General features: G+C 71.7%; 27 protein-coding genes. 17 read left to right on the top strand and 10 right to left on the bottom strand.

Annotated features, from left to right (window positions below; genetic code table 11):
* The first annotated feature begins 197 nt into the window (after nucleotides 1–197).
* The 4 genes from VFV67_RS04555 to VFV67_RS04540 all read left to right on the top strand — a co-directional run bounded on the left by VFV67_RS04555 (nucleotide 198) and on the right by VFV67_RS04540 (nucleotide 4838).
* Entirely contained in the window at nucleotides 198–1319 is a 1122-nt protein-coding gene (locus tag VFV67_RS04555) for a sugar ABC transporter substrate-binding protein (RefSeq protein ID WP_326467444.1), read from the top strand.
* Between the two features lie 90 nt (nucleotides 1320–1409).
* Entirely contained in the window at nucleotides 1410–2183 is a 774-nt protein-coding gene (locus VFV67_RS04550; protein ID WP_326467443.1) for an ATP-binding cassette domain-containing protein, read from the top strand.
* A gap of 11 nt (nucleotides 2184–2194) precedes the next feature.
* Entirely contained in the window at nucleotides 2195–3634 is a 1440-nt protein-coding gene (locus VFV67_RS04545; RefSeq protein ID WP_326467442.1) for a sugar ABC transporter permease, read from the top strand.
* A gap of 28 nt (nucleotides 3635–3662) precedes the next feature.
* On the top strand, nucleotides 3663–4838 hold the full coding sequence (locus tag VFV67_RS04540) for an ROK family protein (RefSeq protein ID WP_326467440.1): 1176 nt from the start codon (nucleotides 3663–3665) through the stop codon (nucleotides 4836–4838).
* Between the two features lie 217 nt (nucleotides 4839–5055).
* On the opposite strand, the gene VFV67_RS04535 is transcribed toward VFV67_RS04540, so the two are convergent.
* Entirely contained in the window at nucleotides 5056–5238 is a 183-nt protein-coding gene (locus VFV67_RS04535; RefSeq protein ID WP_326467438.1) for a DUF7455 domain-containing protein, read from the bottom strand.
* Nucleotides 5239–5483: 245 nt separating this feature from the next.
* Between VFV67_RS04535 and VFV67_RS04530 the strand changes: the two genes are divergently transcribed.
* Nucleotides 5484–6278, top strand: a complete 795-nt coding sequence (locus VFV67_RS04530) for an EamA family transporter (protein WP_414636172.1) — start codon at nucleotides 5484–5486, stop codon at nucleotides 6276–6278.
* 39 nt (nucleotides 6279–6317) lie between these two features.
* Entirely contained in the window at nucleotides 6318–7220 is a 903-nt protein-coding gene (locus VFV67_RS04525; protein WP_326467435.1) for a MarR family winged helix-turn-helix transcriptional regulator, read from the top strand.
* 75 nt (nucleotides 7221–7295) lie between these two features.
* Here the strand turns inward: VFV67_RS04525 and VFV67_RS04520 are convergent, their stop codons facing one another.
* A complete protein-coding gene (locus tag VFV67_RS04520; protein ID WP_326467433.1) occupies nucleotides 7296–8681 on the bottom strand; it encodes an RNA polymerase sigma factor in 1386 nt (461 codons plus the stop codon).
* 154 nt (nucleotides 8682–8835) lie between these two features.
* Nucleotides 8836–9597, bottom strand: coding sequence for a polyphosphate--glucose phosphotransferase (gene ppgK / locus VFV67_RS04515; RefSeq protein ID WP_326467431.1), 762 nt, complete (start codon nucleotides 9595–9597; stop codon nucleotides 8836–8838).
* Nucleotides 9598–9660: 63 nt separating this feature from the next.
* Between ppgK and VFV67_RS04510 the strand changes: the two genes are divergently transcribed.
* Entirely contained in the window at nucleotides 9661–10476 is an 816-nt protein-coding gene (locus VFV67_RS04510) for an inositol monophosphatase family protein (protein WP_326467472.1), read from the top strand.
* A 155-nt stretch (nucleotides 10477–10631) separates the two neighbouring features.
* Here VFV67_RS04510 and cei read toward each other — a convergent pair whose 3' ends face one another.
* Nucleotides 10632–11336: an envelope integrity protein Cei gene (gene cei, locus VFV67_RS04505; protein WP_326467430.1), complete on the bottom strand. Its 705-nt coding sequence runs from the start codon at nucleotides 11334–11336 to the stop codon at nucleotides 10632–10634.
* 461 nt (nucleotides 11337–11797) lie between these two features.
* Between cei and VFV67_RS04500 the strand changes: the two genes are divergently transcribed.
* Nucleotides 11798–12106, top strand: coding sequence for a DUF4193 domain-containing protein (locus VFV67_RS04500; RefSeq protein WP_326467428.1), 309 nt, complete (start codon nucleotides 11798–11800; stop codon nucleotides 12104–12106).
* Nucleotides 12107–12108: 2 nt separating this feature from the next.
* Here the strand turns inward: VFV67_RS04500 and VFV67_RS04495 are convergent, their stop codons facing one another.
* Nucleotides 12109–12603, bottom strand: a complete 495-nt coding sequence (locus VFV67_RS04495; RefSeq protein ID WP_326467426.1) for a DUF3093 domain-containing protein — start codon at nucleotides 12601–12603, stop codon at nucleotides 12109–12111.
* Between the two features lie 24 nt (nucleotides 12604–12627).
* On the opposite strand from VFV67_RS04495, the gene dut reads away from it, so the two are divergent.
* Nucleotides 12628–13113: a dUTP diphosphatase gene (dut, locus tag VFV67_RS04490; RefSeq protein WP_326467424.1), complete on the top strand. Its 486-nt coding sequence runs from the start codon at nucleotides 12628–12630 to the stop codon at nucleotides 13111–13113.
* Complete coding sequence (locus VFV67_RS04485) at nucleotides 13114–13737, top strand: DUF3710 domain-containing protein (RefSeq protein WP_326467423.1); 624 nt, start codon at nucleotides 13114–13116, stop codon at nucleotides 13735–13737.
* A gap of 144 nt (nucleotides 13738–13881) precedes the next feature.
* On the opposite strand, the gene VFV67_RS04480 is transcribed toward VFV67_RS04485, so the two are convergent.
* On the bottom strand, nucleotides 13882–14541 hold the full coding sequence (locus tag VFV67_RS04480) for an alpha/beta hydrolase (RefSeq protein WP_326467422.1): 660 nt from the start codon (nucleotides 14539–14541) through the stop codon (nucleotides 13882–13884).
* 177 nt (nucleotides 14542–14718) lie between these two features.
* On the opposite strand from VFV67_RS04480, the gene VFV67_RS04475 reads away from it, so the two are divergent.
* Both VFV67_RS04475 and VFV67_RS04470 read left to right on the top strand, forming a co-directional pair.
* Nucleotides 14719–15099 (top strand): OB-fold nucleic acid binding domain-containing protein, encoded by a 381-nt coding sequence (locus tag VFV67_RS04475; RefSeq protein WP_326467421.1) that lies wholly within the window; start codon nucleotides 14719–14721, stop codon nucleotides 15097–15099.
* On the top strand, nucleotides 15096–15818 hold the full coding sequence (locus VFV67_RS04470) for a DUF3159 domain-containing protein (RefSeq protein WP_326467419.1): 723 nt from the start codon (nucleotides 15096–15098) through the stop codon (nucleotides 15816–15818). Before VFV67_RS04475 ends, VFV67_RS04470 begins: the two co-directional genes overlap by 4 nt.
* A gap of 9 nt (nucleotides 15819–15827) precedes the next feature.
* Here the strand turns inward: VFV67_RS04470 and VFV67_RS04465 are convergent, their stop codons facing one another.
* Together VFV67_RS04465 and VFV67_RS04460 are read right to left on the bottom strand one after the other, a co-directional pair.
* Entirely contained in the window at nucleotides 15828–16484 is a 657-nt protein-coding gene (locus VFV67_RS04465; RefSeq protein ID WP_326467417.1) for a TrkA family potassium uptake protein, read from the bottom strand.
* Nucleotides 16484–17149, bottom strand: a complete 666-nt coding sequence (locus tag VFV67_RS04460) for a TrkA family potassium uptake protein (RefSeq protein WP_326467415.1) — start codon at nucleotides 17147–17149, stop codon at nucleotides 16484–16486. Before VFV67_RS04460 ends, VFV67_RS04465 begins: the two co-directional genes overlap by 1 nt.
* A 109-nt stretch (nucleotides 17150–17258) precedes the next feature.
* Between VFV67_RS04460 and VFV67_RS04455 the strand changes: the two genes are divergently transcribed.
* Nucleotides 17259–19277: an APC family permease gene (locus tag VFV67_RS04455; RefSeq protein ID WP_326467413.1), complete on the top strand. Its 2019-nt coding sequence runs from the start codon at nucleotides 17259–17261 to the stop codon at nucleotides 19275–19277.
* Complete coding sequence (locus VFV67_RS04450) at nucleotides 19274–20470, top strand: class I SAM-dependent RNA methyltransferase (RefSeq protein WP_326467412.1); 1197 nt, start codon at nucleotides 19274–19276, stop codon at nucleotides 20468–20470. Before VFV67_RS04455 ends, VFV67_RS04450 begins: the two co-directional genes overlap by 4 nt.
* Here VFV67_RS04450 and VFV67_RS04445 read toward each other — a convergent pair.
* The gene (locus VFV67_RS04445) at nucleotides 20454–20960 is read right to left on the bottom strand and encodes a hypothetical protein (RefSeq protein WP_326467411.1); all 507 of its coding nucleotides are present in this window, start codon (nucleotides 20958–20960) and stop codon (nucleotides 20454–20456) included. The two genes, VFV67_RS04450 and VFV67_RS04445, sit on opposite strands and share 17 nt — an antisense overlap.
* A gap of 118 nt (nucleotides 20961–21078) precedes the next feature.
* Here VFV67_RS04445 and dxs point away from each other — a divergent pair, with 118 nt between their 5' ends.
* From dxs to VFV67_RS04430, 3 genes are read left to right on the top strand one after another with little or no spacing between them, the layout of a single operon-like run.
* A complete protein-coding gene (gene dxs, locus VFV67_RS04440) occupies nucleotides 21079–23010 on the top strand; it encodes a 1-deoxy-D-xylulose-5-phosphate synthase (protein ID WP_326467410.1) in 1932 nt (643 codons plus the stop codon).
* A 4-nt stretch (nucleotides 23011–23014) separates the two neighbouring features.
* Nucleotides 23015–23695 carry a response regulator transcription factor gene (locus tag VFV67_RS04435; RefSeq protein ID WP_326467409.1) on the top strand — a complete coding sequence of 227 codons (681 nt, stop codon included), beginning with the start codon at nucleotides 23015–23017 and terminating at the stop codon, nucleotides 23693–23695.
* Nucleotides 23688–24842 (top strand): HAMP domain-containing sensor histidine kinase, encoded by a 1155-nt coding sequence (locus VFV67_RS04430; protein ID WP_326467407.1) that lies wholly within the window; start codon nucleotides 23688–23690, stop codon nucleotides 24840–24842. Before VFV67_RS04435 ends, VFV67_RS04430 begins: the two co-directional genes overlap by 8 nt.
* Here VFV67_RS04430 and VFV67_RS04425 read toward each other — a convergent pair.
* Entirely contained in the window at nucleotides 24808–25647 is an 840-nt protein-coding gene (locus VFV67_RS04425; RefSeq protein ID WP_326467406.1) for a DUF72 domain-containing protein, read from the bottom strand. The two genes, VFV67_RS04430 and VFV67_RS04425, sit on opposite strands and share 35 nt — an antisense overlap.
* Nucleotides 25648–25691 lie beyond the last annotated feature (44 nt).

Raw genomic sequence — 25691 nt, 5'->3', positions numbered from 1 at the left:
CACCCCTTCGGTGACGTGCGGATGGCCGTCCTGTTGCCGAATTGTGTCCTATCCAGACAGGTCAGCGACTTCCGTCGGGACCCGGGAGCACATATGTTGTGCCCCGCAACATTTCCGACCTGGAGGCTCCGGCAAACGGAGCAAGGTGGCGGTGCGCCACCACCAACTCCCGGTATTGAACATCGAAGGGACGACGGATGCGCAGGACGACTCTTGCCCTCCTCGCTACGGGCGTGGGTGTCTCCCTCGCCCTGACGGCTTGTGGGGCGAACGAGGCACCGAGCAGCGGCGGCACCGCCAGCGAGCAGCCTTCCTCTGGTGGGGCCAAGGTGGGCGTGATCCTGCCGGAGACCGCGACCTCGGCGCGCTGGGAGGGCTTTGACCGGCCCATGATCAAGGCGGCGATGGAAGCCGAGGGCCTCGAGGCCGACATCCAGAACGCCCAGGGTGACGTGCAGAAGTTCAGCCAGCTGGCCGACACCATGATCAGCAGTGGGGTCAAGGTCCTGGTCATCGGCTCGATCAACAGCGAGGTCGGCTCGTCCGTCGCGGCCAAGGCCAAGGCGCAGGGCATCCCGGTCATCGACTACGACCGGCTCAACCTCGGTGGCAGCTCCGACTACTACGTGTCCTTCGACAACGTGAAGGTCGGCGAGCTGCAGGGCCAGGGCATGGCCGAAGCCATGAAGGGCAAGCCGGCCGGCTCCCAGATCATCGAGATCGAGGGCGCGCCGACCGACAACAACGCCACCCTGTTCCACGAGGGTCAGCAGAAGATCCTCAAGCCGCTCTACGACGCGGGCACCCTGAAGCTGGTGCAGAGCCAGGCGATCGACAACTGGGACAACCAGAAGGGTGGCCAGGTCTTCGAGCAGATCCTGACCGCCAACGGCGGCAGGGTCGACGGCGTCGTGGCGGCCAACGACGGTCTGGCCGGCGCGGTGATCACCGTGCTGCGCAAGAACGCCCTGAACGGCAAGGTTCCGGTGACCGGCCAGGACGCCACCCCGGACGGCCTGAAGGCGATCGTCGCCGGTGACCAGTACATGACCGTCTTCAAGGCGATCAAGAAGGAAGCCGAGGCCACCGCCAAGCTGGCCGCCGCGCTGGCCAAGGGCGACAAGGCCGCGGCCGACGCGATCGCCACCGGCACCACGAAGGACAGCAAGTCCGGCCGGGACGTCAAGTCGGTGCTGGCCGAGCCGCAGCTGATCACCGCGAAGGACGTCAAGGTCGTGGTGAGCGAGGGCTACGTCAAGGCGAGCGAGATCTGCACCCCTGAGCTCGCCGCCAAGTGCGCCGAGCTCGGCATTTCCTGACCCAGTAGTACCGGGACGGCCGCACCCGCAGCAGAATCATCCTGCCGCGGGTGCGGCGTCTCCCGGGATGAGTGGACGGTGGAATTAGAGTTGAGCGAGCCCGTTCTCGAGATGGTCGGGGTGAACAAGTCGTTCGGCCCCGTGCACGTGCTGCACGACGTGGACTTCACGGTGCGAGCCGGCGAGGTGACCGCCCTGGTCGGTGACAACGGTGCCGGCAAGTCCACCTTGATCAAGTGTGTCGCCGGGATCTACCCGATGGATTCCGGCAAGGTGATCTTCAACGGCGAGCCGGTGCACATCCACGGCCCGCGGGACGCCGCCAAGCTCGGCATCGAGGTCGTCTACCAGGACCTCGCCCTGGCCGACAACCTGGACATCGTCCAGAACATGTTCCTCGGCCGGGAACGCGGCTCGAGCTGGCTGCTCGACGAGAGCAGCATGGAACGGGCCGCACGGGAGACGCTGGCCTCCCTTTCGGTGCGCACGGTGAAGTCGGTGCGCACGCCGGTCTCGTCGCTGTCCGGCGGGCAGCGGCAGACCGTGGCGATCGCCAAGTCGGTGCTCTGGGAGAGCAAGGTCGTCCTGCTGGACGAGCCGACCGCCGCACTCGGCGTCGCGCAGACCCGTCAGGTGCTCGACCTGGTTCGCCGGCTGGCCGAGCAGGGCCTCGGCGTCGTGCTGATCAGCCACAACCTGGCCGACGTGTTCGAGGTCGCCGACCGGATCGCCACCCTCTACCTCGGCCGCATGGTCGCCGAGGTGCAGACCAAGGACGTCACGCACGGGCAGGTCGTCGAGCTGATCACCGCAGGGCGATCGGGCGACCTGGGGATGGCCCGTCCAGAGACCGCCACCATCTGAGGACTTGACGCATGACCGACACCACCACCCCCGCCGCGGGTCGGGGCACGCCGCCACCGAGCGCGGCGATCTCCGACTTCGGCATCGACACCACGGCCCAGTCGACCCGCGAGGCGGTCTACGACTACTTCGCCCGGCTGCGCGGCGGCGACCTCGGTTCGGTGCCCGCCCTGCTCGGCCTGGCCGTGCTGCTCGGCTACTTCGCCTGGCGCTCGGACCAGTTCATGACCCTGAACAACATGTCCAACCTGCTCCAGCAGGGTGCCGGACAGATGATCATCGCGATGGGGCTGGTCTTCGTCCTGCTGCTCGGCGAGATCGACCTGTCCGCGGGAACCGCCTCCGGCGTGTGCGCCTCGGTGATGGCGCTGCACGTCGTGGAGAACGGCAACCTGATGGGCGGCATGCGCAGCGCCAACGTCTTCTACACCTTCGTCGGTGGGCTGGTGCTGGCCGCCGCGCTGGCCGCGTTCATGCGGATCTGGGCGGGCGCGGTGCTGGCGCTCGGCGCCGTGGCCATCGTGCTGTCCGGGGTGGGCGCCAACCCCTGGCTGGAGATGCTGCTCGCGGTGACCGTCGGCGCCGCGATCGGCTGCATCACCGGTTTCCTGGTGTCCAAGATCGGTATGCCGTCGTTCGTGGTGACCCTGGCGCTGTTCATCACCTGGCAGGGCGTGATCCTGCTGTTCATCGGCCCGCGCGGCACGCTGTCGCTGGGCACCGGCGTGCTGTTCCAGGTGGCCAACGGCAACCTCTCGGTGGCCGGCAGCTGGATCCTGTGCGCGATCGCCGCGGGCGGCTACGCGCTGGTGGTGCTCGGCGAGCACATCCTGCGGCTGCGCAAGGGCCTGGTCACCCAGCCGACCCCGGTCGTGCTGTTCAAGGTGCTCGGCATCGCGGCCATCGCGCTCGTCTCGACCTACCTGTTCACGCTCAACCGGGCGTCCAACCCGAACATCGTGATCCAGGGCGTCCCCTACGTGGTGCCGATCATCCTGGCGCTGCTGGTGCTCGGGACGTACGCGCTCAACCGGACCAGCTACGGCCGGCACATCTACGCCGTCGGCGGTAACGCCGAGGCGGCCCGGCGCGCCGGTATCAACGTGGGCAAGATTCGGGCCAGCGTGTTCGTGGTCTCCTCGGCGGTCGCGGCGATCGGCGCCATCGTGTACTCGTCCAAGGTCGGCTCGGTCGACCCGCAGGCCGGCGGGCTGAACACGCTGCTGTTCGCGGTCGGCGCGGCGGTCATCGGCGGCACCTCGCTGTTCGGCGGCCGGGGCAAGATCGCGCACGCGGTGATCGGCGGCCTGGTGCTCGCGACCGTGTCCAACGGCCTCAACCTGCTCAAATACGAGGCGGCGATGGTGAACATCATCACCGGACTGGTCCTGCTGGTGGCGGCCACCGTGGACGCGGTGTCCCGGCGCCGGGTGGCGCTCTCGGCAGGCTGAGACCCGGGGGGCGAGGGGGAATGGACGGTTGACCAGCACACCGACCGCGGGCGCACGGCCCGACGAGGTTCGCCGGCACAACCGAACCGTTCTGCTGCGCCGGCTGCACGTCGGTGGGCCGTGTACCCGCGCGTCGCTGGCAAACGAGCTCGGGCTCAACCGCAGCACGATCAAGGCGCTGGTGGACGGGCTGGCCGAGTCCGGGGTGGTCGAGGAGCGGGTGCCACGGATGCGCACCGGCGCCGGCCGGCCGTCCCTGCTGGTGCTGCCCCAGGCGCACGCCGCGGTGGTGCTCGCGGTGGACGTGCGGGTCGAGCAGGTGGCCATCGCTCTGGTCGGGCTGGGTGGCGAGATGCTCGGCCGGAACAGCTGGAACCTGCGCGGCCGGGCCCGCGAGCCGGACGAGGTGATCACCCACGTCGTCGAGTCGACCCGGCTGCTGGCCGGCGAGCTGGGTGTGGAGATCGTCGGCGCCGGGGTCTCGGTGCCCGGCGTGGTGCGTCGCTCGGACGGGCTGGTGCACGAGGCGCCCAACCTGCACTGGACCGACGTGCCGATGGGCGAGCGGCTGCGCAAGGTGCTCCGGTTGCCGGTCATGGTGGCCAACGACGCCGAGTTGGGCGCGCTTGCCGAGCACCTGCGCGGCGTGGCGAGGGGGTCCTCCGACGCGGTGTACGTCTCGGCCGACGTCGGCGTGGGTGGCGGCGTGATCTCCGGCGGGACGACCCTGCGCGGCACCGCCGGCTACGTCGGCGAGCTGGGCCACATGGTGGTCCGGCCGGGTGGGCGGCCGTGCTACTGCGGCAGCCGGGGCTGCTGGGAGACCGAAGTCGGCGAGCCGGCCCTGTGCCGGGCGCTCGAGCTGCCCGAGGGCTCGCCGCGCGGCGCGGTGGTGGCCGAGCTGCGGGCGCTGACGGCCAAGCCGGACCCGATGCCCGAGCCGCTACTGGACTTCGTCGGCTGGCTGACCGTCGGCCTGATCAACATCGTCAACCTGCTCGGCCCCGAACTGGTGGTGCTCGGCGACCTGTTCACCGCGCTGCCCGGCTGGCTGGTGGCCGAGGTGGGCCAGGAGGTGCGCCGGCAGAGCCTGGTCAGCCGGGCGGTCGGCGGCACCCGGATCGACGCCTCGACGTTGGGCGCGGACGCCAAGCTGATCGGCGCCGCGGAGCTGGCCTTCGAGCCGGTGCTGGACGCGGTCTGAGACCGCCGACGTGCTCGTTCCCGCGGAGGCGGCATCTTGGAATGCCGACGTGCTCGTTCCCGCGGAGGCGGCATCTTGGATGCCGACGTGCTCGTTCCCGCGGAGGCGGCATCTTGGATGCCGACGTGCTCGTTCCCGCGGAGGCGGCATCTTGGATGCGCGAACGCCGCGCCCGGTTCGTGGACGCGGCGTTCGGCGAACGCGGATGCGGGAGGGATCAGGCGTGGTGCTGAAGCTCCGCGGACATCTCGACGAGGCGCTGGGTGTGCTTGCGCGCGTGGTGCCCGCAGAACAGCAGCTCTCCCCCGGACGGCAACACGGCGCGAACCTGAGCGGCGGCTCCGCAGCGGTCGCAGCGGTCGGCGGCGGTCAGCTCGGGGCGGGTGAGCGTGGGTGTCATGGCTTTCTCCCTCCGTCCCGGGCACCGGGGTCTCGATGCCCTTGTCGGCTACGACCACCGCGGCCAACTGGCCGGTGTTCGTGCCTCCCACTCTTCCAGACGTCTGGCCCATAGTCAGTGTTCCCGCGCCCACTGGATAGGCGGTGGACTGTGATTTACCCGATTGCCGCAATACAAACCTGACGATGTTCCTCAGCACACGGAGAGTACCGGCGCCGCTGCTGTTCGTGGTCAGCGGGTTGTCCATGTACCTGGGTGCCGCGGTGGCCGTCCGGCTGTTCGCGGAGCTCGATCCGGCGACCGTGACCTGGCTGCGCCAGCTCGGCGCGGCGATCATGCTGCTGGCCTGGCGCCGGCCCGGCCGGGCCGCATGGACCGGCCGCAACCTGCGGCTTTCCGCCTTGTTCGGGCTGGTGACGGCGCTGATGAACCTGGCGTTCTACGAGTCGATCGCGCGGCTGCCGCTGGGCACCGCGGTGGCCCTCGAGTTCGCCGGGCCGGTGCTGCTGGCCGCGCTGGGCTCGCGCACCTGGCGGGATGCCGGCGCGCTGGTGCTCGTCGTGGCGGGCGTGCTGCTGATCGCCGACGTGCGCTGGGCGGGCAGCCCCCTCGGCGTCGTGTTCGCTCTCAGCGCAGCGGCGCTGTGGGTGGTTTACATCGTGCTGAGCAAGCGGGTGGCCACGGCCGGTATCGGGTTGGACGCCCTCGCGGTCGGGTTCGCGGTGGCCACGGTGGCGTTGGCCCCGATCGGGCTGCGCAGCGGCCCGGTGTGGGGCTCGCCCCGGCTGCTGGTGCTGGGGATCGGCGTCGGCGTGCTGGCCACCGCGATCCCGTACGCCCTGGACCAGGTGGTGCTGCGCCGCGGGGTCGGCCGGGCCACGTTCGCGGTGCTGCTCGCGCTGATGCCGGTCACCGCGACGGTGACCGGCCTGGTGCTGCTCGGTCAGGTGCCCACGGTGGCCGAGGCGGTCGGCATCCTCGCGGTGGTGGTCGGGGTGGCGCTGCGCGCCCGGGAGCCGGTGCGGCCCGACCCGCGGTAAATAGTTTCCATGGAAATAATGTCCATGTAGAGTATCGGCGTGAAACCGACCGTTGGCTCGCTGCTGTGGCGGGTGACGATGAAGTGGCGGGCCGCGGTCGAGCGGGCGGTGGCGCCGCTGGGCCTGACCCACGCCCAGTACACGCTGCTCGCCTCGCTGTCCGGGTTGTCCGCTCGCGGCGAGCGGCCCAGCCAGCGCGAGTTGGCCGACTTCACCGGCCTCGAGCAGGTTTACGTCTCCAAGCTCGCCCGCGCGCTGGAGCGGTCCGGGTTCATCGAGCGGGCCAGCCACCCGGCCGACCCGCGGGCCGTCCAGCTCGCCCTCACCGCCCGGGGGGCCGAGGTGGTGGCCAGGGCCGCCGGCACGGTCGCCGCACTGGTCGAGGAGCTGACCGCGCCGCTCGGCGGTCCGGCCAGCGGCAGCACCGTCGAGTTGACCACCATGCTGCGCGCCCTGCTGGGCGAACCGCGGCGCGACGAACGGGAGAAGATCATGTCCGAACCGACCCAGACCACCGTCCTGTTCGGGCAGGACCTCGGCGTGGCCAACCGCGCAGGCGGCCGGCTGCTGCACCGGATCCTTGCCACCGAGAACGTCACCTTCCCGGAGTGGATCTCCATGAAGCTGCTGCACGACCTCGGCCGGACCGCGCCGCGCGAGGCGATCATCGCCCAGGTCTCCGCCGGTCTGGATCTCGACCGGAAGTCGGCCCTCGCCGTTCTGTCCGGACTGGAGGATCGCGGCGTGCTGCACGAGCCGGCCGCAGGCGTCACGCTGACCGACGCCGGCCGGACCCTGTTCGACCGGCTGCTGGCCGCCGCCGAGCGCGGCAGCGAGGAGGCGCTCGCCGGGGTGCCGGCCGAGGACGTGACCACCGCCCGCCGGGTGCTCACCGCCTACACCGCGCGGGTCAACGAGATTCTGTCCACTTCGGACGCATAATCGAAACCGCCTGGCACACGACAAAACCGGGCGTCGGCCTGATCGGCCGGCGCCCGGTTTCGCGAGTACGAACCGTTATTCCAGGTAGTCCCGCAGCACCTGGGACCGGGACGGGTGGCGCAGCTTGGACATCGTCTTGGACTCGATCTGCCGGATGCGCTCCCGGGTCACCCCGTAGACCTGACCGATCTCGTCGAGCGTGCGCGGCTGGCCGTCGGTGAGGCCGAACCGCAGCCGGACCACGCCGGCTTCCCGCTCGGACAGCGTGGCCAGCACCGACTGCAGCTGGTCCTGCAGCAGCGTGAACGACACCGCGTCCACCGCAACGACCGCCTCGGAGTCCTCGATGAAGTCACCGAGCTGGCTGTCGCCCTCGTCGCCGATCGTCTGGTCCAGCGAGATCGGCTCCCGGGCGTACTGCTGGATCTCCAGCACCTTCTCCGGGGAGATGTCCATCTCCTTGGCCAGTTCCTCCGGAGTCGGCTCCCGGCCGAGATCCTGGAGCAGCTCGCGCTGGATCCGGCCCAGCTTGTTGATCACCTCGACCATGTGCACCGGGATCCGGATGGTGCGCGCCTGGTCGGCCATCGCCCGGGTGATCGCCTGGCGGATCCACCAGGTGGCATACGTGGAGAACTTGTATCCCTTGGTGTAGTCGAACTTCTCCACCGCGCGGATCAGACCCAGGTTGCCTTCCTGGATCAGGTCGAGGAAAGCCATGCCGCGTCCGGTGTAGCGCTTGGCCAGCGACACCACCAGCCGCAGGTTGGCCTCCAGCAGGTGGTTCTTGGCCCGCTCGCCGTCCCGCACGATCCAGCGCAGGTCCTTGCGCAGCGACGGGGTGAGCTTCTCGGCGTCCTCCTCGGCGGCCCGCACCCGCTCGGCGGCGTAGAGCCCGGCCTCGATCCGCTTGGCGAGCTCCACCTCCTCCTCGGCGTTGAGCAGCGCCACCTTGCCGATCTGCTTGAGGTAGGCGCGAACCGAGTCGGCGGACGCGGTCAGCTCGGCGTCCTTGCGGGCCTGCCGCAGCGCCTCGGACTCCTCCTCGTCCCAGACGAAGTCGCTGTCCTTGGGGCCCTTCGCGGGCTCCTCTTCCTCCTCGATCTCGTCGACCGCGGCGGCCGCGATCTCGCTCTCGACGTCCTCGAGGTCCTCGAGATCGGGCGACTCGAGATCCGGTTCCTCGCCTTCGGTCGCGACGTCCGGCTCGCCTTCGGCGTCCGGACCGGGCTTGTCGGGACCGGCCGCCTCGGTGCCGGCGGCCTTTGGCGACGCCTTGGTGGTCTTGCGCGGCGCACGGGCGGGCTTGGTGCCCGCCGCGGCCTTCTTCGACCGGGTCGCCGTCTTAGCGGTGGCTGGTTGCTCGTTGTCCAGCTCAGCCGGAACCTCGTCGACCGGTGCGCTCCTGGCCGAGCGCGCCGCCGCGGTGGAGGCTCGGGTTGCGGTTCGTGCGGCTGCCACTTACGCCCTTTCGCAGCTGTCCGTAACGGCGGCGTCAGGCCCTACTGGATCGCCTGTGCTGCCGGGAGTTCGGGGAACGCCCGGCGACGGGGAGTCGCGGGCACCGTTCCATTGTAACGACGCGACCGGCATGGTGCGGTCCGGTGGCGCTTGATCAGGGCTTGGCGCCCAGTTCGGCGGCCACCGCGGCGCCCACGATCCCGGCGTCGTTGCGCAGCTCGGCGGGGACGACCCGGGTGCGGACATCCAGCAGCGGCAGCCACCGGTCGGCCTTCTTGCTCACCCCGCCGCCGGCGATGATCAGATCCGGCCAGATCAGGTCCTCGAGGGTGCGGATGTAGCGGGACACCCGCCGGGCCCACTCCTCCCAGGACAGGTCCTGCTCGTCCTTGACCGACGCGGCCGCCCTGGTCTCGGCGTCCAGGCCGTCCACCTCGAGGTGGCCGAACTCGGTGTTGGGCACCAGCTTGCCGTCCAGAAACAGCGCGCTGCCGATCCCGGTGCCGAAGGTCAGCAGGACCACGACGCCGCTCTGGTCGCCCGGCCAGCCGTACCGGATCTCCGCCATGCCGGCGGCGTCGGCGTCGTTGAGCACCGCCACCTCGTCCGGGGTGCGGCCGAGCCGTTCGGCGAACAGCGTGCGCGCGTCGGTGCCGATCCACGACTTGTCGATGTTGGCAGCGGTCATCGCAACGCCCTGCTTGATCACGGCCGGAAGCGTCACGCCGACCCGGCCGGTCCAGCCGAACCCGTCGACGATCTTCTTCACGACGCCGGCGATCAGATCGGGACTCGCCGGGTCGGGCGTGTCGATCCGTATGCGCTCCGCCTCCAGCCGTCCCGCCGTCAGGTCGACCACGCATCCCTTGATGCCCGACCCACCGATGTCAATCCCGAACCCGCGGGTACCGCCCATCCCGTGGTCCCTCCGTACTCGATTCAGCCCACTTGTCACGGGAGGTTAGCCCGGTGTGCTGCGATAAGTCCCGTGGATGTCGCACAGCGGGAGCTCCTCGCGGTCGCCGCCCAGGTCGCGGGCGAGGCGGCGGAGCTGGCCCGGACCTTCCGGGAGACCGCGATCCGGGACGTGGACACCAAGTCCAGCGAGACCGACCCGGTGACCGCGGGGGACCGGGCGACCGAGCGGCTGGTCCGGTCCCGGCTGGCCGAGCTGCGGCCGGGCGAGCCGGTGCTCGGCGAGGAGGAGGGCGGCGGGAGCGCCGGCCGCGGCGGGGTGTGCTGGGTGGTGGACCCGATCGACGGCACGGTCAACTACCTCTACGGCTACCCCTGGTACGCCGTGTCGCTGGCCGCCCAGGTGGACGGGGTCTCGGTGGCCGGAGTGGTGGTGGAGCCGGCCAGCGGCCGCCGCTGGACCGCCGCCCGGGGCGCCGGCGCCGCGCTGGACGGCGTGCCGCTGCGGGTGTCCGGTACCACCCGGCTGGATGTCGCCCTGGTGGCCACCGGCTTCGCCTACCTGCCCGAGCGGCGGCGCCGGCAGGCCGCCGGGGTGGCCGAGCTGATGGGCCGGATCCGCGACATCCGGCGCGGCGGATCGGCCGCCCTCGACCTGTGCGCGGTCGCCGCCGGCTGGCTGGACGGCTACTTCGAGCACGGACTGTCCCGGTGGGACTGGGCGGCCGGCGCGCTGATCGCCGAGGAGGCCGGTGCGCTCGTCCGGCTGCCCGGAGCGCCCGCCGACGGCCTCGGCGCCGACCTGCTGATGGCCGCCACCCCCGGCATCGCCGACCCCCTGCGAACCGCCCTACACCAAGCCGGCCTCGCCGCCATCTGAGCCGCCCCGGGAACCCGTCGGATCATCGCCTGAAGCCCCGGCCCACCCAACGCAACCTCAGGGGCACCGTGACGCAACCCAGCCACAACCAACCCGCCAACCGCACCACTGGCTGGAACGCAACAACAGCAGTAAAACCCGGAGAGGCGGAACAGCTAGCAGGTGACTTCGCGGGCGGAGGCCAGCCGCGACGGTTCGATGTCCGGCTGCGCGCTCGGGTCGGACTGCAGCCCGCCCTGGATCTCCGGGTGGGTCACCGCCCAGTTGTTCAGCTCCTCGAGCACCCGGCGGGTGTCCGAGCGGGGGCGGATGTCGTCGAACAGCTTGCCGAGCGCCAGGTCCACGGTGGCGTCCTGGCGGTCGTCCCGGACCAGTTGGGCGCACGGCTCGACCAGGCTCAGCGTGCGGGCCGCCGAGGTGCCCTGCTGGCCGAACCGGATCTGCGCCCGGCAGTTCAGGTCGAACCCGGAGTAGAGCGGATCGTTGTCCGGCGGCGCGATCTGGCCGAACCCGATCTGCCGCAGCGCCTCGGTGACCTCCGCCGCCTGCCCCTTGCGGGTGCTCGCGTTGACCACCCGAATCTGGGAGAGCGCGGGCGGGGCCGGCGGGGTCCGGTCCAGCGCGTCGAGGTCGAGCGCCTGCCCGAGGGTGGTCGGCGGCTGGCCCTCCACGGTGACCGGCGGACCGGACGGCGGGGCGCACGAGGTGGAGTTGGCCGCCGGGGCGCCCGAACCGAGCACCCGGATCCAGACGATGGTTGCGGCGATGCCCAAAACGAGGATCAGCACCAGCGCCGGCACGGGCCGGTGCCGACGGTAGTTCGGGGACTGCCCGCCCCAGGTCACGTTCCCGGCCCCCAAGGCTCCTCCCTCAACTACTCGCATCGCCTGTTCATTGAGAACCTCGTTACCGGAGAGCCTGGGCGTTACATCCGCTTTTCCCCCGTTCGCCAGCGGCGACAGACCGGACGCGCAGTGTGATACCCGTCGCATCGCACCACGTAACCGGCCGGCCGGCAAGAGTCGATCTCGCCCGGCGCGTCGCGCCGCTCTCGCGTCCGGTGAACGTGATCCAGATCAAAACGCACTCCGTAGGGTGAGGCGCCGTACGTCCGCGCCGCCGATGGGCTACCCTCTGCGCGCTCCCGTCACCAGCCGGCCAAAGCCATGCCGCTCCCACACACCCGAAAACCCACGTGCGACGTGCGGAAACATGGTTACCCAGGATGGCGGGCACAAACCAGGGTCCTGGAACGTTGACCAGCGGCACGGACCCATGTGTAAGCACGTCGTGACGCTAGACCGCAGGGGTGAAGAGGAACATGGCAACCGACTACGACGCTCCACGCCGGAGCGAAGCCGACGACTTGGCGGAGGACTCCCTCGAGGAGCTCAAGGCGCGCCGCAACGAGACCCAGTCCGGGGTCGTCGACGTCGACGAATCGGACACCGCGGAGAACTTCGAGCTACCGGGGGCGGACCTGTCGGGACTCTCCGGGGAAGACCTCACCGTTCGGGTGGTGCCCAAGCAGGCCGACGAGTTCACCTGTTCGGTGTGCTTCCTGGTGCACCACCGCAGCCGGCTGGCCGAGGAGCAGGACGGGCAGTTCATCTGCCGCGACTGCGCCTGAGGTCAATCGGCCGCGCGCAGGATCTCCGCAAGGCGCTGGGGATGGCGGGTGCTGAACAGCCAGTAGGGGGTCGGATCGGCCGGATCGGTCAGCTGCACGCGCAGCACCGGTCCGACCCATCCCCGGTGTACGACGAACGCCGCCGGGTCGAGGCGCGGGCCGAGCACCCGGCGCTTCTGCTCGGCCGGAAACCATTCCACCGCGCCCACGAACTCGAGCGGCAGCCGGGCGTCCGCCACCCGCAGTTCGCCGTCGGCCACCGCGATCCGGGTGCGGCCCAGCTTGACGATCAGCGCGACGGTGAGCGGGATCAGGATCACGTAGGGCAGCCAGGACCGGATGCCGCTGTAGCCCATGTGCACCTCGGCCGCGAGGATCGTGGCCGCCAGCACCGGCAGCGGCCACCAGTACCAAGTGACGTACAGCCGTTCCGAATAGGACTCGCCGCGGCGGGCACCGGCCGCCGCCGAGTCGGTGCCACTTCCCGGGTCATGCACGGTTCCAGGGTAGTCTCGCCCGTCATGTCCAGCGTTGAGGTCCCGTTGACCCGCCTCGATCCCGGGGTGCCGCTGCCCAGCTACGCCCGGCCCGGCGACGCCGGCGCCGACCTGGTCACCACCACCGACGTCGTGCTCGAACCGGGGGAGCGCGCGATCGTCGGCACCGGTATCGCGGTGGCCATCCCGGAGGGGTACGCCGGGTTCGTGCATCCGCGGTCCGGGCTCGCCGCGCGGGTCGGTCTCTCCGTGGTGAACACCCCGGGCACGATCGACTCGGGCTATCGAGGGGAGATCCGGATCTGCCTGATCAACCATGATCCGCGCGAGCCGATCGAGCTGCGCCGCGGCGACCGGGTGGCCCAGCTGGTGGTCCAGCGGGTCGAGCACGCGGTGTTCCGGGAGGTGGACGAGCTGGCCGAATCCGAGCGCAGCATCGGCGGGTACGGCTCGACGGGGGGACACTCGATGCTGACGAGTTCGGCCCGGGCACGGACGGAGGAACGCTGAGTGGGGCTTTTCGGCCGGCGCGATCGGGGTGCCGAGGAGCCGGAGGATCTCGACTTCTCCGACGAGTACGAAGGCCCGGAGACCGGGCCGTACGACGAGGACGAGGCACCCGACGACGGCCTGTCCCGGCTCGATCTGGGGTCGTTGCGGCTGCCGGTGCCGGACGGCACGCAGCTTCAGGTGGAGATGGACCCGGCCGGGCCGGTGCGGGCGGTGCACGTGGGCACCCCGCACGGCCAGCTCACCGTGAACGCCTACGCCGCGCCGCGCTCCGGCGGGCTGTGGGAGGAGGTCTGCGGCGAGCTGGCGGCCCAGCTGCGCGGTGACGGGGCCAACGTGCACAGCGAGGCCGGCGAGTGGGGCCAGGAACTGGTGGCCGCGCTGGACCAGGTGACGCTGCGGTTCATCGGCGTGGACGGCCCGAGGTGGATGGTGCGCGGCGTGGTCGCCGGGCCGCCGGAGTTGGCCAAGTACAGCACCGCCGCGCTGCGCGACCTGCTGCGCGGCACCGTGGTGGTGCGCGGCGCGGCGCCGATGCCGGTGCGCACCCCGCTGCCGATCGAGCTGCCCGAGGCGATCGCCGAGCACATCGCGCAGGCCCAGGACGAGAACGGCCCGAGCTAGCCCGCGGGCAGCCCCAGCTCCGCCGAATTGCTTGGCCCACCCAACGCAACCTCGGGGACCGTGACGTCACCCAGCCACAATCACCCCGCCGACCGGCACCCTCCGCCGGAACGCGACAACAGCAGTTAAATCCGGAGAGGCGGACTAGCGAGGCGGAACGCCGCCTGCGGCGAGCCAGGCGAGTACGGCGGCGCGGCCGAGGGCCTCCGGGTCGGCGCCGACGATGTCGATCCGGGTGGTGCGCAGGGCGCCGCGGCCGAGGGCGCCGGCCCACGCCCGGGCGACGGCGAGGGGATGCACGAGGTCGTCCGGGCAGCCGGCGACGCCGGCCGGGACGTCGAGCGTGGCCAGGTCGGCCAGGGTGGGCGCGGGGCGGGCGGCGGCCACCCGGAGCGAGTCGGCCAGGCCGGCGCCGTAGCCGCGCCAGGCTCTGTCGAGCTCGGCGGCCAGCCAGGGGTCGGCGGAGCCGGTGAGGTCGCGCAGGGCGCCATCCAGGCCGCCGTCGTGCACCAGGTCGGCGCCGAGCCGGGCGGACACCGCGGCGGGGGAGTCACCGGGGTCGCCGTTCCACCCCGGCAGGGCCAGCAGCAGGCCGGCGCACCGCCCGGGATTGCGCAATGCCCATTCGGCGGCGAGGTGTGCGCCGAAGGAGATTCCTCCGGCCAGGATCGGACCGTCGGTAGCCGCGTCGTCAAGAGCGGTGAGAAAAGCCTCACCGAGACGTGTGCCTGGGCTGGGGGATGGGGTGACGGTGTGTATCCCCACTGCGGCCAGCGGCACCTGGAAAACCGACCGGACAAACACGTCATCGGATCCTGTACCCGGTAGGAGCACAGCAGAACGGCAGGTTTCGGTTGGCATAACTGGCAACGCGGACTCGGTCACACTCGCATTCCGATCCTTCACTCGGTCGGGCCTTGCGCGGTTACGCTGATTGTGCACGGCCGGAGTCGGGGCCGGCCTCACCAACAGGAGCGGGACATGGGCACGACCAAGGGGGACGGATATTGGCGCCGGCTGGTCAAGAAGCTGACCACCGATGTCGATGAGCTCGACGCCGACGACCTGTCGGAGAAGGCCGAGGCGCAGGGGGCGCAGCGGGCCTGCGACTGCAAGTCCGGCCAGGAGGTGACCGTGCTCGGCCGGCTGCGCACGGTGGAGCTGAGCCCACGTGACGCCGTCGCCACGCTGGAGGCCGAGCTGTTCGACGGAACCGAGGGCGTGACACTAGTCTGGCTCGGTCGGCGCCGGATCCCGGGCATCGAGCCGGGCCGGACGATCAAGGCACACGGGCGGATCGCGGTGCGGGACGGCCGGAAGGTGCTCTACAACCCCTACTACGAACTGCAGACCACCACATGACAGAACCGCCTCAGGACGCCAAGGCGGACGCGCCGGAGCGGCGAACCCTGCTGCAGGAGATGGGCGGCATCAGCGGCCTGATCTACTCCACCGTGCCGGTGCTCGTTTTCGTTCTGGTCAACTCCGTGTCCTCCCTCAACCCGGCCATCTGGGCCGCGCTGGGCAGCGCCGCGGTGATCACCGTGGTCCGGATCGTGCGCAAGCAGTCCCTGCAACCGGCGATCTCCGGGTTCTTCGGCGTGGCCATCGCGGCCTTCATCGCCTACCGGACCGGCTCGGCCAAGGGCTTCTTCCTGTTCGGCATCTGGGCCAGCCTGGTCTACGGCAGCCTCTTCGGGCTCTCCATCCTGATCCGCTGGCCGCTGGTCGGGGTGATCTGGGGGGCGCTCAACGGCCACGGCCAGAAGTGGCGGTCCGACCGCCGGGCGATGTTCGCCTACGACCTGGCCACGCTGTCCTGGGCCGTGGTGTTCGGTGCCCGGTTCGTGGTGCAGCGCTGGCTCTACGACGAGGACCTGACCGGCTGGTTGGCGTTCGCCCGGATCGCGATGGGCTGGCCGCTCACCGCCGCGGCGCTGGCCGTCACGCTCTGGGCGGTGCGCCGGGCCGGGCACCTGGTCCGTCAGCTCGCGGAGCAGGCCGAGGCCGACGACCAAGCCGTCGAGGCGAAGCTGCGGGCCAAGTACGGGCAGCCCGCCAGCGAGTCCGGCGCCGGCTAGGGAACCGGGTCAGTAACCAAGCGCTGCTCGGATCTGGTCTTCCACGTCGGCCGAGGCGACGAACAGGAGTTCGTCGCCGGGCTCGAGCGGGTCGTCCGGCTGCGGCACGATCACCCGGCCGCCGCGCAGGATCGTCACCAGTGCGGCGTCCCTGGGCAGGTTCAGCGCGGAGACCGCCCGTCCGGCCAGCGGCGTGTCCTCCGGCAGCGTCATCTCGACCAGGTTGGCCTGACCCTGGCGCAGGGTGAGCAGCTGGACCAGGTCGCCGACGCTGACCGCCTCCTCGACCATGGCGGCGAGCATCCGCGGCGTGGACACCGCGACGTCCACGCCCCAGGCCTCGTTGAACAGCCACTCGTTGGCCGGGTCGTTCACCCTGGCCACCACCCGGCGCACCGCGAACACGGTCTTGGCCAGCAGGGACACCACGAGGTTGACCTTGTCGTCGCCGCTGGCCGCGATCACCACGTCGCAGGTCTGCAGCCCGGCCTCCTCCAGCGAAGCCAGCTCGCAGGCGTCGGCGAGCACCCATTCGGCCTGCTCGACGGTGTGCGGCTCGAACTGCCGCGCGTCCCGCTCGATCAGCATGACCTCGTGGTTGCCGGCGATCAGCTCGGCGGCGATTGACCGGCCGACGGCCCCGGCCCCGGCGATCGCGACCCGCATCAGTTGCCCTCCTCGGGTGGCTGGCTGGCCGCCGCGCTGACGTCGCTGACCGTGCCGGACAGGGCGGCCACGTAGACCTGGTCGTCGGCCTGGAGCACGGTCCGCGGGTCGGGCAGCACGCCGCCGCCGAACCGCATGATGAACGCCACGTGGGCGCCGGTAGCCTCCTGCAGGTTGCGCACGGTGCGCCCGACCCAGTCCTCGTGCAGCGGCAACTGCAGCACGGCCACCTTGCCGGTCGGGTCCCGCCAGGCGGCGGCGACGCCGTCCGGCAGCAGCGTGCGCATCAGCCGGTCGGTCGTCCACGGCACCGTGGCCACGGTCGGGATGCCCAGCCGCTCGTACACCTCGGCCCGCTTCGGGTCGTAGATCCGGGCCACCACGTGCTCGACGCCGAAGGTCTCCCGGGCCACCCGGGCCGAGATGATGTTGGAGTTGTCCCCGCTGGACACCGCGGCGAACGCCCCGGCCCGCTCGATGCCGGCCTCGATCAGCACCTGGCGGTCGAATCCGTTGCCGACCACCTGCTGACCGTGGAAGTCGCCGGTCAGCCGGCGAAACGCCTGGGCGTCCTTGTCGATCACGGACACCGAGTGCCCGAGCCGCTCGAGTGCCGCGGCGACCGAGCTGCCGACCCGGCCGCAGCCCATGATCACGACGTGCACGAACCCGCCTCCCTGTGCGCACACCCCCGGACAACGCTAACGCCGGGCGGGTCGAACCTACCGGTCCGCTGCTCCGATGAGGTGATTGGACCGCCTACGCTGTGCACCCGTGCCCAAGCTCGCTTCCGTGGCCAAACGGCTGCTCGTCGGACGGCCGTTCCGCAGTGACCGCCTGTCGCACACGCTACTGCCGAAACGGATCGCCCTGCCGGTCTTCGCCTCCGACGCGATGTCCTCGGTCGCCTACGCGCCGGAGGAGATCTTCCTGGTGCTCTCGCTCGGCGGGCTGTCCGCCTACGCGATCGCGCCGTGGGTCGGGGTCGTCGTGGTCGTGGTCATGCTCACCGTGGTGGCCAGCTACCGGCAGAACGTGCGGGCCTACCCGTCCGGTGGTGGCGACTACGAGGTCGCCACGGTCAACCTGGGCCGGCCCGCCGGCCTGGTGGTGGCCAGCGCGCTGCAGGTGGACTACGTGCTCACGGTCGCCGTGTCGATCGCCTCCGCCGCGTCCAACGTCGGCTCCGCGGTGCCGTTCGTCGCGGCCAACAAGACCGTCTTCGCGGTGGCCGCGATCGTGCTGCTCACCGCGATGAACCTGCGCGGCATCCGCGAGTCCGGCACCCTCTTCTCGGTCCCGACCTACGCCTTCATGTTCGGCATCGTCGGCATGGTGCTGTTCGGCCTGCTGCGCGGCGTCGTGCTCGGCGAGGAGATGCCGGCCGAGAGCGCCGGGTTCGAGCTGCACGCCGAGGGCGACCAGCTGGCCACCCTGGCCATGGTGTTCCTGGTGCTGCGGGCGTTCTCCTCCGGCTGCGCCGCGCTCACCGGCGTCGAGGCGATCAGCAACGGGGTGCCGGCGTTCCGCAAGCCCAAGTCCCGCAACGCGGCCACCACGCTGCTGCTGATGGGCGTGATCTCGGTGATCATGCTGATGGGCCTGATCCTGCTGGCCAAGCTGACCGGGGTGAAGATCGCCGAGGATCCGGCCAGCCAACTCGGCGGCGCCCCGCCCGACTATCACCAGAAGACCCTGGTCGCGCAGGTGGCCGACGCGGTGTTCGCCGACTTCCGGATCGGGTTCTTCTTCGTCACCGTGGTGACCGCGCTGATCCTGGTGCTGGCCGCCAACACCGCGTTCAACGGGTTTCCGGTGCTCGGCTCGATCCTGGCCCAGGACCGGTACCTGCCCCGGCAGCTGCACACCCGGGGCGACCGGCTGGCCTTCTCCAACGGGATCGTCGGCCTGGCCGCGTTCGCGATCATCCTGGTGATCGCGTTCGACGCCGAGGTGACCCGGTTGATCCAGCTCTACATCGTCGGCGTGTTCGTGTCCTTCACGATGAGCCAGACCGGCATGGTGCGGCACTGGAACCGGTTGCTGCGCACCGAGTCCGACCCGGTCGAGCGGCGGCGGATGCGGCGTTCGCAGGCGATCAACACGTTCGGCCTGATCATGACCGCGAGCGTGCTGATCGTCGTGCTGATCACCAAGTTCACCCACGGCGCCTGGATCGCGATCGCCGCGATGGCCGTGCTGTACGCGCTGATGACCGCGATCCGGCGGCACTACGACCGGGTCGCCGCGGAGCTGTCCGCCGCCGAGCAGAGCGGGCAGGTCGTGCTGCCGTCCCGCAACCACGCCATCGTGCTGGTGTCCAAAGTGCATCAGCCGACCCGCCGGGCGCTGGCCTACGCCAAGGCGACCCGGCCCGACGTGCTCGAGGCGGTGACCGTCAACGTGGACGACACCGACACCAGGCGCCTGGTCGCCGAGTGGGAGAAGGAGCGCTTCTCGGTGCCGCTCAAGGTGATCGAGTCGCCGTACCGGGAGATCACCAAGCCGGTGCTGGACTACGTGAAGCGGATGCGCACCGACAACCCGCGCGACGTGGTGACCGTGTTCATCCCGGAGTACGTGGTGGGCCGCTGGTGGGAGCAGTTCCTGCACAACCAGAGTGCGTTGCGGCTCAAGGGAAGGCTGCTGTTCCAGCCGGGGGTGATGGTGACCAGCGTGCCGTGGCAGCTGGTCTCCTCGGACAAGGTGCGCGACCGCGCGGAGATCGTGCCCGGCGCGGTCCGTCGTGGACTGTTCACGAAGGACGGTCCGGGCGGGAACGACAAGCGGTGACCGAACCGGCCGACTGGACCGGGCGCCGGTTCGAGGTGACCGTCGGACCGGTCGCGCACGGCGGGCACTGCGTGGCTCGGGCGGACGGGCGGGTGGTGTTCGTGCGGCACGCGCTGCCCGGCGAGCGGGTCGTGGTCGAGGTGACCGAGGACCGCGGCGGGTCGTTCTGCCGCGCGGACGCGGTCGAGGTGCGCACCGCCGCGCCCGCGCGGGTCGAGCCGCCGTGCCCGGTCGCGGTGCCCGGCGGCTGCGGCGGGTGCGACTGGCAGCACGCCACCGGCGCCGAACAGCGCGCGCTCAAGGGTTTCGTGGTCGCCGAGCAGCTGCACCGGCTGGCCGGGGTGGACCTACCGGTCGAGGTGGAGGAGCTGCCCGGCGGGCTGCTGCGCTGGCGCACCCGGGCCCGGCTGGCGGTCGGGCCGGCCGGCCGGGCCGGGTTCCGCGCACACCGCAGCCACCGGGTGGTGCCGGTGGCGGACTGCCCGATCTCCGCGCCGGGAACCGTGGACCTGCTGACCGGTCACCGGTGGACCCCCGGCACCGAGTTGGAGGTCACCCTGGACGCCGCGGCCCGCACGCACGTCAGCGAGCAGCGCGGCCGCCGGACGCACCGGGTGGCCGGCGACGCCGTCGCGCTCGAACGGGCGGCCCGCCGCGAATGGCGGCTGCCCGCGCACGGTTTCTGGCAGGTTCACCCGGACGCCGCCGACGTGCTCGCCGAGGTGGTCGCCGGCTGGTCCGCCGCCACCCCCGGCGCGTGCGCCTGGGACCTCTACGCCGGCGTCGGCCTGTTCGCCGCCGTGCTCGCCGCCCAGGTCGGCCCGTCCGGCACCGTCCTTGCCGTCGAGTCCGTCCCCGCCGCCGCCGCCCATGCCGAGACCAACCTGGCCGACCTCCCCCAGGTCCGGGTCATAGCCGACCGCGTCGAACCCGCCCTGCACGCCGATCTCCCGACCCCGGCGGTCGTCGTGCTCGACCCGCCCCGCAAGGGCGCCGGCCGCGCGGTGGTCGAGGCCATCGCGGCCCGGTCCCCCGCCCAGGTGATCTACGTCGCCTGCGACCCCGCGGCGCTGGCGCGCGATGTGGCCACTTTCGGCGTCGCCGGTTACCGGCTCACCGCCCTCCGCGCCTTCGACGCCTTCCCCATGACCCACCACATCGAATGCGTGGCGCTGCTCACGCCCGGCCGCTGACCCCGGATGGTCCTCCGGCGGTTGGATCCGGGGGACCTGGTTCAGCGGGCGGGGGGAGGCCGGCGCGCTGGCGGAACCAGTCGGGGATGTGGTCGTCGGTGCGGGGGAAGAAGCGGAGCTCGTCCTGGAAGCCGATCGGGGGTGGCGGGCGGCGCCAGCGCGGCTCGAGGTCGGGTTCGAACTCGCAGCTGAAGGCGCTCGGCGGGTCGAGCAGGTAGACGGCGGACAGCCAGGTGCCCCGGCCGGGGCGGTACATGCCCTGGCGCAGCCGGCCGAGGCCGTCGATCACCTCGGGGGGCGGCCGCAGGCCGTGCACGGTGCCGTCCGGGCCGGTCACGAACACGTCGATCTCGATGTGCCGGCCGGCCGCGCGGTACTCGGCCCGGATCTGCCGCCAGCCCGCGGCCGCCACGGACAGCAACGCCCGGCCGACCCGGCGGGTGAGGCGGTTCTGCTCCGCCTGGTCCATGGCGGGCCCCGGCTCACTCACTGTGACTTCCCCCACCCATCAGCCCCTGTTCCGGCCCGTAGACCTTACCGGTCGTCCGGGTGTACAGCGCAGCGCTCGTAGACTGGTCCAACGTTGTGCAGTGAAACGGGGTGGAGTTGTGACCCTGCTCGAGTCCGTGCATGGACCGGACGATCTGAACGGGATGTCCCACGAGGACCTCGGCCGGCTGGCCGGCGAGATCCGCGAGTTCCTGGTGGACAAGGTGACCGCGACCGGCGGGCACCTCGGGCCGAACCTCGGCATGGTCGAGCTGACGCTTGCCCTGCACCGGGTGTTCCGCTCGCCGCAGGACGCGATGATCTTCGACGTCGGCCACCAGAGCTACGTGCACAAGATCGTCACCGGCCGGCGCGACGCGTTCGACGGGCTGCGCCAGCAGGACGGCATCTCCGGCTACCCCAGCCGTGCGGAGAGTGAGCACGACCTGGTCGAGAACAGCCACGCGTCCACCGCCCTGTCCTATGCGGACGGGATGGCCAAGGCGTACGAGCTGCGCGGCGAGCGCCGGCACGTGGTCGCGGTGGTCGGCGACGGCGCGCTTACCGGCGGCATGTGCTGGGAGGCGCTGAACAACATCGCCGCCGGCCGGAACCGGCCGATGGTGATCGTGGTCAACGACAACGGTCGGTCCTACTCGCCCACCATCGGCGGCCTCGCCGACCACCTGGCCGCGCTGCGTACCCGGCCGGGCTACGAGAAGGCGTTGGAGAGCGGCAGGCGGATGCTGCAGAGCACCCCGCTGGTCGGCCGCCCCGCCTACACCGCGCTGCACGCGGTCAAGAAGGCGCTCAAGGACGCGCTGTCCCCGCAGATGATGTTCGAGGACCTCGGCCTGAAGTACCTGGGCCCGGTGGACGGCCACGACATCCCCGCGCTGGAGGCGGCGCTGCGCCGGGCCAAGGAGTTCGGCGGTCCGGTGGTGGTGCACGCCGTGACCCGCAAGGGCGCCGGGTTCCCGCTGGCCGAGAACGACGAAGTCGACCAGATGCACCAGTGCGAGCCGATCAACCCGCTGACCGGCAAGCCGACCACGGCCAAGGGCGCGACCTGGACCAACGTGTTCGCCAGCGAGCTGGCCGCGATCGGGGCGGGCCGGCCGGACGTGGTCGCGATCACCGCGGCCATGCAGCGCTCCACCGGCCTCGGCCCGTTCGCCGAGGCCTTCCCGGACCGCTGCTTCGACGTGGGCATCGCCGAGCAGCACGCGGTCACCTCGGCGGCCGGTATGGCGATGGCCGGGCTGCACCCGGTGGTGGCCATCTACTCGACGTTCCTCAACCGGGCCTTCGACCAGGTGCTGATGGACGTGGCGCTGCACCGACTGCCGGTCACCTTCGTGCTCGACCGGGCCGGGATCACCGGCCCGGACGGCGCCAGCCACCACGGCATGTGGGATCTGTCCATCCTCGGCGTGGTGCCCGGGATCCGGGTGGCCGCCCCGCGCGACGCGCACACCCTGGCCGGCGAGCTGCGCGAGGCGGTGGCCACCACGGACGGGCCGACCGTGCTGCGCTTCCCCAAGGCCGCGGTCGGCGCCGAGGTGACGGCGGTCGACCGGATCGGCCCGGTGGACGTGCTGCGCACCCCGGGTCCGGGCGCCGGCCGGGACGTGTTGCTGGTGACCGTCGGACCGTTCGCCGAGCTCGGTCTTGCCGCCGCCGACCGGCTGGCCGACCAGGGCATCGGGGTCACCGTGGTGGATCCCCGGTGGATCTTCCCGGTGCCCGGCGAGCTGGCCGGGCTGGCCGCGCGGCACCGGCTGGTGGTCACGGTCGAGGACAGCGGCCGGCACGGCGGGTTCGGCTGGGCGCTGGCCGCGGCGCTGCGCGACGCCGGTGTGGACGTTCCGCTGCGCGACCTCGGCGTGCCCAACCAGTTCCACGCGCAGGGCAGCCGGTCGGAGGTGTTCGTGCGGCTGGGTCTGACCGCCCAGGACGTGTCCCGCCGGGTCACCGAGTGGGCCGCGGACCTGCTCGAGCCGGCGCCCGGCGAGCCGAAGGCGGCGGTGCGCGACCGCGGAGACCGGTGACGGCGTGCGGATCCTGATCGTCGAGGACGAGCAGCCCCTTGCCGAGGCGGTGGCCAGGGGGCTGCGCCGCGAGGGCATGGCCGTGGACATCGCGCTCACCGGCGACGACGGCCACGAGAAGGCGTCCATCACCCGGTACGACGTGGTGGTGCTGGACCGCGACCTGCCGGGCATGTCCGGCGACGAGCTGTGCCGGGAGATCGTCCGGTCCGGCCAGCTCACCCGGGTGATCATGCTGACCGCGAGCGGTGCGGTGGAGGAGCGGGTCGAGGGGCTGTCCCTCGGTGCCGACGACTACCTGGCCAAGCCGTTCGCGTTCGCCGAGCTGGTGGCCCGGGTGCGGGCGCTGGCCCGGCGGGCCACCCCGGTGACGCCGCCGATCCTGGTCGCCGGGGACGTCGAGCTGGACCCGGCGCGGCGCACGGTGACCCGGGCCGGCCGGCCGGTCGAGCTGACCCGCAAGGAGTTCGGCGTGCTTGAGGTGCTGCTGGCCGCGTCCGGCTCGGTGGTCTCCAGCGAGGAGCTGCTCGAGCGGGTGTGGGACGAGAACGCCGACCCGTTCACCACGACGGTCCGGGTGACCGTGATGACGTTGCGCAAGAAGCTGGGGGAGCCGGGGATCATCGACACCGTGGTGGGCTCGGGCTACCGGGTGCCGGTGGCGAACCGGTCCGACGGTGGCTGAGCCGGGGCGACGGCGAGGGCCAGGACTACGCGCCCGGATCACGCTGCTGACCACCGGTCTGGTGGTGGTGGCCAGCGCCGTGCTGCTGTGGCTGGGCTGGATCCTGGCCGGCGAGGTGGCCGGCTCGGTGCCGTCGCTGCCCGAGGGCGCCACGATCACCGTCGACGGGGTGCCGGTCGAGGCGGACCGGCTGGCCGAGGCGCTGCGCGACGACGTGCGGGACCGGATCCTCACGGCCGGGTCGATCGCGTTCGTCTGTGTCGGGGTGGCCACCGCGCTGCTGGCCTGGACGATCACCGGCCGGGTGCTGCAGCCGCTGCGGGACGTCACGGCCACCGCGCACCGGCTGTCCGTGGAGTCGCTCGGCGAGCGCATCGGCCACCGGGGCCCGCGCGACGAGGTGGCCGAGCTGGCCGACACGTTCGACGCCATGCTGGACCGGCTGCAGGCGGCCTTCTCCGCACAGCGGCACTTCGTCGCCAACGCCAGCCATGAGCTGCGCACCCCGCTGTCGGTGATCCGCACCGAGCTGGACGTCACGCTGGCCGACCCGACCGCCGACGAGGCCGAGCTGCGCCGGATGGCCGAGGTGGTCCGGGCCGCGACCCTGCGGGCCGGGCAACTGGTCGAGGCGCTGCTGTTGCTGGCCCGCGCGGACGGTCAGGGCCTGGGTCCGGGGTTCGGCACGGACGAGCCGGTGGACCTGGCGGCCGTGGTCGGCTCGGCCTGGCGGGCGGTCGCCGCCGACGCCGAGGCCCGCCGGATCACCGCGTCGTTCATCGGCGAGACCGCGCCCACGGTGGGGGATCCGGCGCTGCTCGAGCGGGTGGCCGGCAACCTGCTGGAGAACGCGGTGCGGCACAACGTGGACGGCGGCTGGATCGAGGTGCGGCTGGACCGCGGCGCCGGGGTGTCCTGCCTGCACGTGCGCTCGTCCGGCGCGCGGGTGGACCCGGCCAGGGTTGGCGAGCTGTTCGAGCCGTTCCGCCGCGGTGGCGTGGACCGCACCGCGCATTCCGGCACCGGGCTCGGCCTGTCCATCGTGCGCGCGGTGGTGCTGGCCCATCACGGCCAGGTGTCCGCCGAGGCGGTCCAGGGTGGCGGGCTGGCCGTCACCGTGCGGCTTCCGCAGGTGCCGCCGGCTTGAGCCCGAGCCGCCCGGCCAGCGCGATGGCGTTGTGCGGGGCGTAGGCGTGGATGTCGTTGTCGAAGTAGACGTAGACGTCGCCGGCCGCCGCGGCGAGCTCGCGCACCCGGCCGGCCCACCGGTCCAGCGCCGCCGCCGAGTAGTCGCTGGCGTAGAGCTCCTCGTCGCCGTGCAGCCGCACGTAGGCGAAGTCGGCGGTGACGTCCTCGAGGTAGGGGAACTTGCCGGCGGTGTCGGCGATCACCAGGCCGATCCGGTGCGCGCGGAGCAGGTCGAGGAAGGACGGGTCGACGAAGCCGGGGTGGCGTACCTCCAGCGCGTGCCGCAGCGGGCGGTCGGCGTCGGTGGTGGTCCAGGACCGGCCGGCGAGCCGCTCGTCGTGCCGGGCGGCCAGCCGGGCCGCGGTCGCCGTGTCGCGCGGCAGCAGCGCGAAGAACGCGGCCAGCAGGTCGGGGTCGTAGGGCAGGCTGGCCGGCAGCTGCCAGAGCACCGGGCCGAGCTTGGCACCGAGGGCGAGCGGGCCGGAGGCGAAGAAGTTGGCCAGCGGCGTCTCGACCTCGCGCAACCGCTTCATGTGCGTGATGAACCGGCCGCCCTTGACCGCGAACACGAAGTCGTCGGGCGTCTGCGCGTGCCACGCCTGGTAGCTCGCCGGACGCTGCAGCGAGTAGAACGATCCGTTGAGCTCCACGGAGTTGACCAGCCCGGCGAGGTACTCCAGCTCGCGGCGGTGCGGCAGGCCCGTCGGGTAGAACCGGCCGCGCCACGGCGGGTACAGCCAGCCCGAGGTGCCGACGCGGATCATGGACTCAAGGGTGCCACCGCCGCCCGCCGCCCAAACCGGCTCGC

Source organism: Actinophytocola sp., from assembly GCF_035762905.1.
In the GTDB taxonomy this organism is placed as follows: Bacteria; Actinomycetota; Actinomycetes; order Mycobacteriales; family Pseudonocardiaceae; genus DASYTH01.
Note: the sequence above shows the minus strand (reverse complement) of the source record. Positions and strands in the feature narration are given on the sequence as shown.